Annotated in this window: 8 protein-coding genes, 1 tRNA gene and 3 rRNA genes; 2 read left to right on the top strand and 10 right to left on the bottom strand. The window is 54.3% G+C overall.

The window, feature by feature from the left end:
• Positions 1 to 98: 98 nt before the first annotated feature.
• From rrf to ACQG03_RS21570, 4 genes are all read right to left on the bottom strand, one after another.
• Positions 99 to 214: ribosomal RNA gene (rrf, locus tag ACQG03_RS21555) — 5S ribosomal RNA — on the bottom strand.
• 71 nt (positions 215 to 285) lie between these two features.
• Positions 286 to 3190: ribosomal RNA gene (locus ACQG03_RS21560) — 23S ribosomal RNA — on the bottom strand.
• Positions 3191 to 3373: 183 nt separating this feature from the next.
• Positions 3374 to 3449: transfer RNA gene (locus tag ACQG03_RS21565), tRNA-Glu, on the bottom strand.
• Positions 3450 to 3533: 84 nt separating this feature from the next.
• A 16S ribosomal RNA gene (locus ACQG03_RS21570) occupies positions 3534 to 5075 on the bottom strand.
• The 16S, 23S and 5S rRNA genes sit together here with 1 tRNA gene alongside, the layout of an rRNA operon.
• 452 nt (positions 5076 to 5527) lie before the next feature.
• Between ACQG03_RS21570 and ACQG03_RS21575 the strand changes: the two genes are divergently transcribed.
• Together ACQG03_RS21575 and mdtD are read left to right on the top strand one after the other, a co-directional pair.
• Complete coding sequence (locus ACQG03_RS21575) at positions 5528 to 6235, top strand: FadR/GntR family transcriptional regulator (protein ID WP_063163999.1); 708 nt, start codon at positions 5528 to 5530, stop codon at positions 6233 to 6235.
• Positions 6232 to 7665 carry a multidrug transporter subunit MdtD gene (gene mdtD, locus ACQG03_RS21580; RefSeq protein ID WP_022649863.1) on the top strand — a complete coding sequence of 478 codons (1434 nt, stop codon included), beginning with the start codon at positions 6232 to 6234 and terminating at the stop codon, positions 7663 to 7665. The genes ACQG03_RS21575 and mdtD overlap by 4 nt, the downstream gene beginning before the upstream one ends.
• On the opposite strand, the gene rbsR is transcribed toward mdtD, so the two are convergent.
• The 6 genes from rbsR to rbsD all read right to left on the bottom strand — a co-directional run bounded on the left by rbsR (position 7631) and on the right by rbsD (position 13485).
• Positions 7631 to 8623 (bottom strand): ribose operon transcriptional repressor RbsR, encoded by a 993-nt coding sequence (gene rbsR / locus ACQG03_RS21585; protein ID WP_072202236.1) that lies wholly within the window; start codon positions 8621 to 8623, stop codon positions 7631 to 7633. The genes mdtD and rbsR overlap by 35 nt on opposite strands.
• 3 nt (positions 8624 to 8626) lie before the next feature.
• A complete protein-coding gene (gene rbsK / locus ACQG03_RS21590) occupies positions 8627 to 9556 on the bottom strand; it encodes a ribokinase (protein WP_003862399.1) in 930 nt (309 codons plus the stop codon).
• 108 nt (positions 9557 to 9664) lie between these two features.
• Positions 9665 to 10555, bottom strand: coding sequence for a ribose ABC transporter substrate-binding protein RbsB (gene rbsB / locus ACQG03_RS21595; RefSeq protein ID WP_003862397.1), 891 nt, complete (start codon positions 10553 to 10555; stop codon positions 9665 to 9667).
• A 27-nt stretch (positions 10556 to 10582) separates the two neighbouring features.
• Positions 10583 to 11548 (bottom strand): ribose ABC transporter permease, encoded by a 966-nt coding sequence (gene rbsC, locus ACQG03_RS21600; protein WP_022649866.1) that lies wholly within the window; start codon positions 11546 to 11548, stop codon positions 10583 to 10585.
• A gap of 4 nt (positions 11549 to 11552) precedes the next feature.
• Positions 11553 to 13058, bottom strand: a complete 1506-nt coding sequence (rbsA, locus tag ACQG03_RS21605; RefSeq protein ID WP_022649867.1) for a ribose ABC transporter ATP-binding protein RbsA — start codon at positions 13056 to 13058, stop codon at positions 11553 to 11555.
• A gap of 7 nt (positions 13059 to 13065) precedes the next feature.
• Positions 13066 to 13485, bottom strand: coding sequence for a D-ribose pyranase (gene rbsD / locus ACQG03_RS21610; protein ID WP_003862392.1), 420 nt, complete (start codon positions 13483 to 13485; stop codon positions 13066 to 13068).
• Positions 13486 to 13557: the final 72 nt, after the last annotated feature.

The following is a 13557-nucleotide window of genomic DNA, read 5'->3' on the forward strand; positions in this document are numbered from 1 at the left end:
ATCTGCCGGGTGACGGCTTCGCCTTACCCGGCCTACCGTTTTTCGACGTATAAACGCAAAAAGGCCATCCTTGCGGATGGCCTCTTCACTTGTTTGATGCCTGGCAGTTCCCTACTCTCACATGGGGAGACCCCACACTACCATCGGCGCTACGGCGTTTCACTTCTGAGTTCGGCATGGGGTCAGGTGGGACCACCGCGCTAAAGCCGCCAGGCAAATTCTGTTAATCTGTATCAGGCTGAAATTTGATTGTCTGTCTCTTCGCCGAAACAGCTTCGGCGTTGTAAGGTTAAGCCTCACGGTTCATTAGTATCGGTTAGCTCAACGCATCGCTGCGCTTACACACCCGACCTATCAACGTCGTAGTCTTCAACGTTCCTTCAGGAGACTTAAAGTCTCAGGGAGAACTCATCTCGGGGCAAGTTTCGTGCTTAGATGCTTTCAGCACTTATCTCTTCCGCATTTAGCTACCGGGCAGTGCCATTGGCATGACAACCCGAACACCAGTGATGCGTCCACTCCGGTCCTCTCGTACTAGGAGCAGCCCCCCTCAATTCTCCAGCGCCCACGGCAGATAGGGACCGAACTGTCTCACGACGTTCTAAACCCAGCTCGCGTACCACTTTAAATGGCGAACAGCCATACCCTTGGGACCTACTTCAGCCCCAGGATGTGATGAGCCGACATCGAGGTGCCAAACACCGCCGTCGATATGAACTCTTGGGCGGTATCAGCCTGTTATCCCCGGAGTACCTTTTATCCGTTGAGCGATGGCCCTTCCATTCAGAACCACCGGATCACTATGACCTGCTTTCGCACCTGCTCGCGCCGTCACGCTCGCAGTCAAGCTGGCTTATGCCATTGCACTAACCTCCTGATGTCCGACCAGGATTAGCCAACCTTCGTGCTCCTCCGTTACTCTTTGGGAGGAGACCGCCCCAGTCAAACTACCCACCAGACACTGTCCGCAACCCGGATTACGGGTCTACGTTAGAACACCAGCCATTAAAGGGTGGTATTTCAAGGTTGGCTCCACGCAGACTGGCGTCCACGCTTCAAAGCCTCCCACCTATCCTACACATCAAGGACCAGTGTTCAGTGTCAAGCTATAGTAAAGGTTCACGGGGTCTTTCCGTCTTGCCGCGGGTACACTGCATCTTCACAGCGAGTTCAATTTCACTGAGTCTCGGGTGGAGACAGCCTGGCCATCATTACGCCATTCGTGCAGGTCGGAACTTACCCGACAAGGAATTTCGCTACCTTAGGACCGTTATAGTTACGGCCGCCGTTTACCGGGGCTTCGATCAAGAGCTTCGCGTTGCCGCTAACCCCATCAATTAACCTTCCGGCACCGGGCAGGCGTCACACCGTATACGTCCACTTTCGTGTTTGCACAGTGCTGTGTTTTTAATAAACAGTTGCAGCCAGCTGGTATCTTCGACTGATTTCAGCTCCGTCCGCAGGGACTTCACCTACATATCAGCGTGCCTTCTCCCGAAGTTACGGCACCATTTTGCCTAGTTCCTTCACCCGAGTTCTCTCAAGCGCCTTGGTATTCTCTACCTGACCACCTGTGTCGGTTTGGGGTACGATTTCGTGTTACCTGATGCTTAGAGGCTTTTCCTGGAAGCAGGGCATTTATCACTTCAGCACCGTAGTGCCTCGTCATCACACCTCAGCGTTAACAAGGTACCGGATTTACCTGGAACCTCCGCCTACATGCTTAAACCGGGACAACCGTCGCCCGGCTGACATAGCCTTCTCCGTCCCCCCTTCGCAGTAACACCAAGTACAGGAATATTAACCTGTTTCCCATCGACTACGCCTTTCGGCCTCGCCTTAGGGGTCGACTCACCCTGCCCCGATTAACGTTGGACAGGAACCCTTGGTCTTCCGGCGAGCGGGCTTTTCACCCGCTTTATCGTTACTTATGTCAGCATTCGCACTTCTGATACCTCCAGCACCCCTCACAGGACACCTTCAACGGCTTACAGAACGCTCCCCTACCCAACAACACATAGTGTCGCTGCCGCAGCTTCGGTGCATGGTTTAGCCCCGTTACATCTTCCGCGCAGGCCGACTCGACCAGTGAGCTATTACGCTTTCTTTAAATGATGGCTGCTTCTAAGCCAACATCCTGGCTGTCTGTGCCTTCCCACATCGTTTCCCACTTAACCATGACTTTGGGACCTTAGCTGGCGGTCTGGGTTGTTTCCCTCTTCACGACGGACGTTAGCACCCGCCGTGTGTCTCCCGTGATAACATTCTTCGGTATTCGTAGTTTGCATCGGGTTGGTAAGCCGGGATGGCCCCCTAGCCGAAACAGTGCTCTACCCCCGAAGATGAGTTCACGAGGCGCTACCTAAATAGCTTTCGGGGAGAACCAGCTATCTCCCGGTTTGATTGGCCTTTCACCCCCAGCCACAGGTCATCCGCTAATTTTTCAACATTAGTCGGTTCGGTCCTCCAGTTAGTGTTACCCAACCTTCAACCTGCCCATGGCTAGATCACCGGGTTTCGGGTCTATACCCTGCAACTTAACGCCCAGTTAAGACTCGGTTTCCCTTCGGCTCCCCTATACGGTTAACCTTGCTACAGAATATAAGTCGCTGACCCATTATACAAAAGGTACGCAGTCACCCCATAAAGAGGCTCCCACTGCTTGTACGTACACGGTTTCAGGTTCTTTTTCACTCCCCTCGCCGGGGTTCTTTTCGCCTTTCCCTCACGGTACTGGTTCACTATCGGTCAGTCAGGAGTATTTAGCCTTGGAGGATGGTCCCCCCATATTCAGACAGGATACCACGTGTCCCGCCCTACTCTTCGAGTTCACAGCAAGTGTGCTTTCGTGTACGGGACTATCACCCTGTACCGTCGGACTTTCCAGACCGTTCCACTAACACACAAGCTGATTCAGACTCCGGGCTGCTCCCCGTTCGCTCGCCGCTACTGGGGGAATCTCGGTTGATTTCTTTTCCTCGGGGTACTTAGATGTTTCAGTTCCCCCGGTTCGCCTCGTTAACCTATGTATTCAGTTAACGATAGTGCAACGGATTGCACTGGGTTTCCCCATTCGGACATCGCCGGGTCAAAGGTTCATATCACCTCGCCGGCGCTTTTCGCAGATTAGCACGTCCTTCATCGCCTCTGACTGCCAGGGCATCCACCGTGTACGCTTAGTCGCTTAACCTCACAACCCGAAGATGTTTCACTTCATGATTGCGAAAATTTGAGAGACTCGAACACACATGAGCTGTGTGTCGTTTCAATTTTCAGCTTGATCCAGATTTTTAAAGAGCAAATATCTCAAACATGACTCGCAAGTCAGTTTTGAGATATGACGGCAGGTGACTTTCACTCACGAACCAGCAAGTGGCGTCCCCTAGGGGATTCGAACCCCTGTTACCGCCGTGAAAGGGCGGTGTCCTGGGCCTCTAGACGAAGGGGACGTACAGTCTCAATCGCAAGACGCCTTGCTATTTACTTTTCATCAGACAATCTGTGTGAGCACTACAAAGGCAGGTTCTTTAAGGTAAGGAGGTGATCCAACCGCAGGTTCCCCTACGGTTACCTTGTTACGACTTCACCCCAGTCATGAATCACAAAGTGGTAAGCGCCCTCCCGAAGGTTAAGCTACCTACTTCTTTTGCAACCCACTCCCATGGTGTGACGGGCGGTGTGTACAAGGCCCGGGAACGTATTCACCGTGGCATTCTGATCCACGATTACTAGCGATTCCGACTTCATGGAGTCGAGTTGCAGACTCCAATCCGGACTACGACGCACTTTATGAGGTCCGCTTGCTCTCGCGAGGTCGCTTCTCTTTGTATGCGCCATTGTAGCACGTGTGTAGCCCTACTCGTAAGGGCCATGATGACTTGACGTCATCCCCACCTTCCTCCAGTTTATCACTGGCAGTCTCCTTTGAGTTCCCGGCCGGACCGCTGGCAACAAAGGATAAGGGTTGCGCTCGTTGCGGGACTTAACCCAACATTTCACAACACGAGCTGACGACAGCCATGCAGCACCTGTCTCAGAGTTCCCGAAGGCACCAAAGCATCTCTGCTAAGTTCTCTGGATGTCAAGAGTAGGTAAGGTTCTTCGCGTTGCATCGAATTAAACCACATGCTCCACCGCTTGTGCGGGCCCCCGTCAATTCATTTGAGTTTTAACCTTGCGGCCGTACTCCCCAGGCGGTCGACTTAACGCGTTAGCTCCGGAAGCCACGCCTCAAGGGCACAACCTCCAAGTCGACATCGTTTACGGCGTGGACTACCAGGGTATCTAATCCTGTTTGCTCCCCACGCTTTCGCACCTGAGCGTCAGTCTTTGTCCAGGGGGCCGCCTTCGCCACCGGTATTCCTCCAGATCTCTACGCATTTCACCGCTACACCTGGAATTCTACCCCCCTCTACAAGACTCTAGCCTGCCAGTTTCGAATGCAGTTCCCAGGTTGAGCCCGGGGATTTCACATCCGACTTGACAGACCGCCTGCGTGCGCTTTACGCCCAGTAATTCCGATTAACGCTTGCACCCTCCGTATTACCGCGGCTGCTGGCACGGAGTTAGCCGGTGCTTCTTCTGCGGGTAACGTCAATCGACAGGGTTATTAACCCTGTCGCCTTCCTCCCCGCTGAAAGTACTTTACAACCCGAAGGCCTTCTTCATACACGCGGCATGGCTGCATCAGGCTTGCGCCCATTGTGCAATATTCCCCACTGCTGCCTCCCGTAGGAGTCTGGACCGTGTCTCAGTTCCAGTGTGGCTGGTCATCCTCTCAGACCAGCTAGGGATCGTCGCCTAGGTGAGCCGTTACCCCACCTACTAGCTAATCCCATCTGGGCACATCCGATGGCAAGAGGCCCGAAGGTCCCCCTCTTTGGTCTTGCGACGTTATGCGGTATTAGCTACCGTTTCCAGTAGTTATCCCCCTCCATCAGGCAGTTTCCCAGACATTACTCACCCGTCCGCCACTCGTCAGCGAAGCAGCAAGCTGCTTCCTGTTACCGTTCGACTTGCATGTGTTAGGCCTGCCGCCAGCGTTCAATCTGAGCCATGATCAAACTCTTCAATTTAAGTTTGATGCTCGTGAATTAAACTTCGTAATGAATTACGTATGTTCACTCAGAGACTTGGTATTCATTTTTCGTCCGAGGACGTTAAGAATCCATGTCACTTTGAGTGCCCACACAGATTGTCTGATAAATTGTTAAAGAGCAGTGCCGCTACGTTTTCGCTGCGGCGCGGGGTGTGCATATTACGCTTTCCCGCTTCAGAGTCAAGCGTTTATTTTGCTTTTCTCTGCTGACCCGGCGGCTTGCGTGCCGTTGTTCCGTGTCAGTGGAGGCGCATTATAGGGAGTTCTTCTGAAGTGACAAGAGGTAATTTAAAAAAAGTTTCTGACCGTGTTTTTTTTCACCAAAAGCGATGAGATCAAGCTACAAATTGTTCTAATTGATGTATCTGCAACCACAATCACACCTGAGATGGCATAATTAGCCGCATCAATATTTAAGGAATAAAAGCGATGCCATTAAGCGCACAACAGCTGGCAGCTCAAAAAAACCTGTCCTATGTGCTGGCAGAAAAGCTGGCTCAGCTGATCTTAGCGGGTAAATATGCCCCAGGTAGCATCCTGCCCAGCGAGATGGAGCTGGGGGATCAGTTTGGTGTAAGCCGTACCGCCGTTCGCGAAGCGGTAAAAACATTAACGGCGAAAGGGATGGTGCTTCCACGCCCGCGCATTGGCACCCGCGTTATGCCTCAGAGAAACTGGAACTTTCTCGATCAGGAGTTACTCACCTGGTGGATGACCGAAGATAACTTTAATCAGGTCGTCGATCACTTTCTGGTCATGCGCAGCAGTCTTGAGCCTCAGGCCTGTCTGCTTGCCGCCACGCTCGGCACAGCAGAGCAAAAAGCGCAGCTCAATACTTTTATGGAAGAGATGGTGGATCTGAAAAAGCACTTTAACCGCGAGCGCTGGATAGAAGTCGATATGGCCTGGCATGAACATATCTATAATATGAGCGGAAATCCTTTCCTGACCTCCTTTGCTTCTTTATTCCATTCTGTGTACCACACTTACTTTGCCTCTATCACACAGGATGAGGTGGTGAAGCTGGATCTGCATCAGGCGATAGTCGATGCCATTCAGGAAAGCGACGGGCAGCGAGCCCTGAGTGCGTGCCAGGCGTTGCTGGCCGCGCCAACCCACCAGCAGGTAAATAAATGACAGAGAAAAAAGCACGCAGTATGGCCGGATTGCCGTGGATTGCAGCCATGGCGTTCTTTATGCAGGCACTGGATGCCACTATCCTCAATACCGCCCTTCCCGCAATAGCCCAAAGCCTTAACCGCTCCCCACTGGCGATGCAATCCGCCATCATCAGTTATACCCTGACGGTGGCGATGCTCATTCCGGTCAGCGGCTGGCTGGCCGATCGTTTCGGCACGCGCAAAGTGTTTATGCTGGCGGTGACGCTGTTCACCCTCGGTTCTCTGGCTTGCGCCCTTTCTACCTCTCTGACGGAACTGGTTATCTTCCGCGTTCTACAGGGGATAGGCGGCGCGATGATGATGCCCGTCGCGCGTCTGGCGTTATTGCGCGCCTATCCGCGCAGCGAACTGCTCCCGGTGCTCAACTTTGTGACTATGCCGGGGCTGGTCGGCCCGATACTTGGCCCGGTTCTCGGCGGCGTACTGGTGACCTGGGCAAGCTGGCACTGGATCTTCCTGATTAATATTCCGATTGGTGTGGCAGGGCTAATCTATGCCCGCAAATATATGCCGAACTTCACCACACCACGACGCAGCTTCGATATGGGCGGCTTCTTCCTGTTTGGCCTGAGCCTGGTCCTGTTCTCCAGCGGGATGGAGCTGTTTGGCGAGAAAATCGTAGCGACGTGGCTGGCGCTGGCCATCATTCTTAGCGGTATTCTGCTGTTCCTTCTATATATCCGTCATGCGCGTCGCCATCCGACACCGCTTATCTCTTTATCTCTGTTTAACACCCGAACGTTTTCCGTCGGGATCGCGGGCAATATTGCCTCGCGTCTGGGCACGGGCTGCGTACCGTTCCTGATGCCGCTGATGCTCCAGGTCGGTTTCGGCTATCCGGCCCTGATTGCTGGCTGCATGATGGCCCCCACAGCGATGGGCTCAATTCTGGCAAAATCGACGGTCACGCAGGTGCTGCGCTGGTTTGGCTATCGTAAGACGCTGGTTGGCGTGACGATCTTTATTGGATTGATGATTGCGCAGTTCTCCCTGCAATCTGCGGCGTTACCCATCTGGATGCTGATCCTGCCGCTGTTTGTGCTGGGTATGGCCATGTCGACGCAGTTTACGTCGATGAACACCATCACCCTTGGGGACCTCACCGACGAGAATGCCAGCAGCGGCAACAGCGTACTGGCGGTCACTCAACAGCTGTCGATCAGCCTCGGGGTTGCCGTGAGCGCGGCGGTACTGCGGTTTTATGAAGGGTTTGACGGTACAAATACCGTTGAGCAGTTCCACTATACCTTTATCACCATGGGCGCGCTTACCGTGGTATCGGCGGTGGTCTTTATGTTGTTAAAACCAAAAGACGGCCGGAATCTGATTAAAGAGCGTCATAAAGATAAGGCTAAACCGAACCGCGTTCCATCAGAACAGGAGTAAGCTGCAAACGTTGCTGTTGCAGCGTGGGCTGAGCCATGCGGTGGATCAACACATCGATGGCCAGCTCACCCAGTTCATCCTTCGGCTGATGAATGGTGGTCAGCGGCGGCGTCATGTAGCGCGCCAGTTCGATATCATCATAACCGACGATCGCCATGTCGTCCGGAACACGTAATCCCGCCTGATACAGCGCCTGATAAGCTCCGAATGCCATCGCATCGTTACCGATAAACACCGCCTGCGGGCGCGGCTCTTGCGCCAGCAGTTTCTGCATTGCTTCAAATCCACCATTAAATTCGAAATCGCCGGTGATGCGATAGCCATCAGGAATGGCAAGCCCCGCCCGTTCCATGGCCGAAAGATAGCCTTCCAGACGCAAGCGCGCCGGTGTTTTATCCAGCGGGCCGGTAATACAGGCGATGCGGGTATGGCCTTTATCTATCAGATGCTGGGTCGCCATATCGCCACCCAGCAGCGAGTTATCCTGGATCAGATCGCTGGTGCCATCGAACGGCGCCCAGTCCATCATGACCGTAGGAATAGAAGGGTAGCGCTGAATGATCTCTTTCGAGGGTTGATGCGTTTCGGTACAGAGCAGCAGCAGCCCGTCGACGCGTTTTTGCATCAGCGTCTCCAGGTTTCGGTTCATGCGCTGCTCATCGCCTTCGGTATTGCACAGCACCAGGCTGTAGCCGCGCTCGAAGCAGCTGCGCTCCACGCCGCGCACCAGTTCAGAATAAAAAGGGTTGGTACTGGCGGTGATCAGCATGCCGATGGTGCGCGTCTGGTTAAGCTTCAGGCTGCGGGCCAGCGCAGACGGCGCATAGTTGAGTTCTTTAATTGCAGCGTCAACTTTCTCCCGAATCGCCTCGCTGACGAAGCGATCCTTATTGATAACGTGGGAGACAGTCGAGGTAGAAACGCCCGCCATACGGGCGACATCTTTCATTGTGGCCAAGCGTTACCCCTGCTGACTTAAGAATTCATCAATCTCTTTACGCCATGGAACAGAAGGCTGAGCGCCTTTACGCGTCACCGCAATCGCGGCGGCGGCATGCGCGAAGCGAATCGCGTCATCCATTGCTTTTCCTTCCAGCAGCGCCGTTACCAGCGCACCGTTGAAGGTGTCACCTGCGGCGATGGTATCAATGGCTTTGACCTTAAAGCCCGGTACGCGACGGCCTTCGCCATTGACGCTAGCCCACACCCCACGGCTGCCGAGGGTGATGATCACGGTGCCGATGCCTTTATCATGCAGCGCAAGCGCGGCACGCGCGGCATCGTCATCATTTTCGACACGGATACCCGTCAGCTTTTCCGCTTCGGTTTCGTTCGGGGTGATGATATCCACCAGCGCCAGCAGCTCGTCTGATAATACACGGGCAGGCGCCGGGTTAAGTACGACAGACGTATGATTTTCATGCGCAATTTTCGCAGCGGCCAGCACGCTTTCAACCGGTGACTCCAGCTGCATCAGCAGAGCTTCCGCTCCGGCGATGATTCCACGCTGCGCTTCGACGCGTTCAGTCGTTAACGCGGCATTAGCCCCCGCATGAATACCGATGACATTCTCACCTTCCGCATTGACGAAAATCAGCGCCACGCCGGTAGATTCCCCTGCAACCACGCTGACGGGTGCGATGTCGATGTTGTCGCTTGCCAGCTGTTTGCGTACGCGCTCGCCGGTATCGTCATCACCCGTACAGGCGATAAACGCGATATTTGCCCCGCTGCGTCCGGCGGCAACTGCCTGGTTTGCACCCTTACCGCCGAACGCGACCTGATACTGATTGCCGGTGACGGTTTCGCCCGGAGTGGGGAACGTTTCAAGGTTAAGAATGTGATCGGCATTGATACTGCCAAGGACGACGAGGTTGCCTGCGGTTTTCATGTATTGAGGTGTCCATCTGAGAGCGCCACCGGTATTACCCGGTGGCGTATGCCACACTTTTCTTTTATTTGGTGTCCCTCAGGCAGCCAGCGACTGCCTGAATCGCCTTTACTGCTTAATGACCAGTTTCAGGTCAACAGGATATTTGGCCTGAACTTTTTCGCCCTTCAGCACTTTATCGGCAGTTTGCACGCCAGTCGCGCCAATCTGCTCAGGCAGCTGAGCAATGGTCGCAGCCAGTTTGCCATCATTTACTGCTTTTTCACCATCCGGCGTGCCGTCAAATCCGACAACCATCACATCTGATTTACCCGCAGTCTGGAGCGCACGCAGCGCACCGAGCGCCATTTCGTCGTTCTGTGCGAATACCGCCTGCACATCAGGATGCGCGGTCAGCAGGTTCTGCATGACGTTCAGACCCTTTGTACGGTCGAAGTCTGCCGGCTGGCTCGCCAGCACGTTAAATTTGTGCGCCGCTACAGCCTGCTGGAAACCTTCACCACGTTCACGGGCCGCGGAAGTCCCGGCGATACCCTGCAACTCGATCACTTTCGCGCCTTCACCTGCTTTCTTCGCGATGTAGTCACCGGCGATTTTACCGCCCAGTACGTTATCAGACGCAATATGGCTAACAACGTCGCCTTTGGTCGCCTGACGGTCCAGGGTGATTACCGGGATCTTCGCCTGGTTTGCCATCTTCACGGCGTTACCGACCGCGTCGGAATCGGTTGGGTTGATCAGCAGGATTTTGGTACCACGAACGGTTAAGTCCTGAACGTTAGCCAGCTCTTTCGCCGGGTTGTTCTGAGAATCCAGCACCACCAGGTTGTAACCCAGTTTGTCTGCTTCTTTCTGCGCGCCATCCTTCAGGGAGACGAAGAACGGGTTGTTCAGGGTAGAGACAACCAGCGCGATGGTGTCCTTCGCCATGGCGTTAGCACTTACGGTTGCGCTCAGCGCGACAGCAGAAACCAGGGTAGCCAGTTTTTTCATGTTCATATCTAAGATGTCCTGTAGTGTCGTCAGTTACTGTTTTTTGTTGTCTACCAGTACCGCCAGCAAAATCACCACTGCCTTAACGATCATCTGGTAATAGGAGGAAACACCTAACAAATTCAAGCCATTATTCAGGAAACCGAGGATCAGTGCGCCGATCAATGTCCCAACAATGCGACCTTTACCGCCCGCAAGGCTCGTACCACCCAGAACCACTGCCGCGATGGCATCCAGCTCATAGCCCGTACCCGCCGTTGGCTGCGCGGAAGAGAGGCGCGCCACTTCGATGATGCCCGCCAGAGATGCCAGCAGACCGCACAGGGAGTAAACGATAATTTTAACTTTGTTGACGCTAATACCGGACAGACGCGTTGCCGATTCGTTACCGCCCAGCGCATAAATATAACGACCCAGACGGGTATGATGCAGCATGTACCACGCCGCCAGGAAGACGATAGCCATGATCCAGACTGGCGTCGGAATACCCAGCGGGCGTCCGATACCAAACCAGCCAAATAGATCGGCGTTTTCGGTAAAGCCGGTATTCACCGGGCTACCGTTGGTGTACACCATGGTGACGCCGCGCAGCAGCAGCATCATCACCAGCGTGGCAATAAACGCCTGTACGCGGCCTTTTGCCACAATCACGCCGGTTACCGCGCCAATTGCCGCACCTGCCGCCAGCGCAGCAGCAACGGCCACCAGCGCGTTGACCTCAATACCGACAATCGACGCGGCAATCGCACCGGTGAGCGCCAGCAGGGAACCGACGGACAGATCGATACCCGAGGTCAAAATCACCAGCGTCATCCCCACCGCCATAATGGCGTTGACGGAGGTCTGCTGAAGAATGTTGAACAGGTTATTGACGGTAAAAAAGTTCGGGCTCATGGTCGAGACAATCGCGATCAGCACCAGCAGGGCAATCAGCGATTTTTGTTCCATCAGCCATGCCTTTGTGAAATAGCGGCGACCAGAAACAGCCTGGGTAGTCATCTTCTTACTCCTGATTCACGCGATTAAGCTTGCCTACAGCGGCAGCCATCAGAACTTCCTGGGTGGCCTGCTCGCGAGTGAATTCACCACCGAGATGCCCTTCATGCATGACGATAATGCGATCGCTCATGCCTAATACTTCTGGCATCTCGGAAGAGACCAGAATGATGCTCAGACCGTCGGCCTTGAACTGGTTAATCAGCTGATAGATCTCTTTTTTCGCGCCCACGTCAACGCCGCGAGTTGGCTCATCGAGGATCAGTACTTTCGGGCGCGTCATCAACCCGCGGGCAATCGCCACTTTCTGCTGATTACCGCCGGACAACAGGCCAATCGCCTGCTCCATCGATGGGGTTTTAACGTTAAAGAGACGGATAAAATCGCTGACCGCCTGCTGCTCATCTTTATGTTTCAGGCTGCCGCCGCTGCGGCTGAAATAGCGTAGCGCGGTCAGGGACATGTTCTCTTTTACCGACATGCCCAGCACTAAGCCGTCACGCTTACGGTCTTCGGAGATATAGACAATGCCGTTCGCCAGGCCATCCTGCGGCGAGCGGGTGACCACCTCATGGCCGTCAAGGGTAACGTAGCCGCTGGTGCGCGGCAGTGCGCCATAGAGCACTTTCATCAGTTCGGTACGTCCCGCGCCCATCAGGCCCGCGACGCCAAGGATCTCGCCCTTGCGCAGGGTAAAGGAGACGTCATCCACACCCGGCCCGCAGAGGTTATCCACCTTCAGGCGGATCTCTCCTGGCGCTTTGTCCAGACGCGGATACTGGTCTTCGAGCTTACGTCCCACCATCATTTCAATCAGCGAATCTTCGGTCAGCGTGGCCACTTCACGCTCGGCAATGAACTGCCCGTCGCGGAAGACGGTGACGTCGTCGCAGATCTCGAAAATTTCTTTCATGCGGTGAGAGATATAGACAATGCCGCGCCCCTGGGATTTCAACTCACGGATCACGCGGAACAGGGATTCGGTTTCGGTATCGGTCAGGGCGTCGGTCGGTTCATCCATAATGATGACCTTCGACTCGAAGCTCAGCACCTTCGCGATCTCCACCATCTGCTGATCGCCGATGGAAAGGTCGCCCACCAGTCGGTCGCTCTTAAAGCGCAGATTCAGCTTCGCCAGCAGTTTGTCCGCTTCGGCATACATGGTTTTCCAGTCGATTTTGCCAAACCGGTTCACGAACTCACGGCCGAGGAAGATGTTCTCCGCAATGGTGAGCTGCGGGATCAGGTTCAGCTCCTGGTGGATGATGCCAATGCCCGCTTCCTGAGAGGATTTCGGGCCGTTGAAGGTGGTCTCTTTACCCAGCCACAGCAGCGAACCGGCATCGCGTTGGTAGATACCGGTCAGCACTTTCATCATGGTGGATTTGCCGGCGCCGTTTTCGCCCACCAGCGCCATTACACGCCCGGAATAGACGTTCAGCGCCGCGCCAGAGAGGGCTTTAACGCCCGGGAACGACTTATCGATCCCTTTGAGTTGCAGTAATGCGTCCATGATGGCCTCAGAAGGTGACGCCAGCACAGAGAATGATATTCGCATACGGGGAACACTCCCCGCTGCGAATCACCGCCTGACTGTCTGCGGTTTGTTGTTTGAACTGCTCGTGCGTTGTGTAACGAATTTCTATGGTGTTTCCCTGGTGCTGTTGCAGTTGCTCAATGTGGCTGAGCAACGTTTCGTGGAGTTGCGGATTATGTTGTTTGATTTCCGCCGCGAGAATGGCCGCCTCAACCTGCATCTCCGCCGTCACGACTTCCAGTACCTGCATGAACGAGGGTACGCCCTGCGTTAACGCCATATCGATACGGGTTGTGCTGCGCGGAACCGGTAAGCCTGCATCGCAAACCACCAGCGTATCGGTATGCCCAAGACGGGAAATTACCGATGATATTTCTGAGTTGAGTACTGTGCCTTTCTTCATTTTTTGCTCCACTAGCGAAACGTTTCGCTAAAAACAGTGTAGCCGCAGAAGTGTTCAGAAAACCATCATGAC

Origin of the sequence: Enterobacter cloacae complex sp. 342H5, assembly GCF_050030905.1 — a bacterium.
Taxonomy (GTDB): domain Bacteria; phylum Pseudomonadota; class Gammaproteobacteria; order Enterobacterales; family Enterobacteriaceae; genus Enterobacter; species Enterobacter intestinihominis.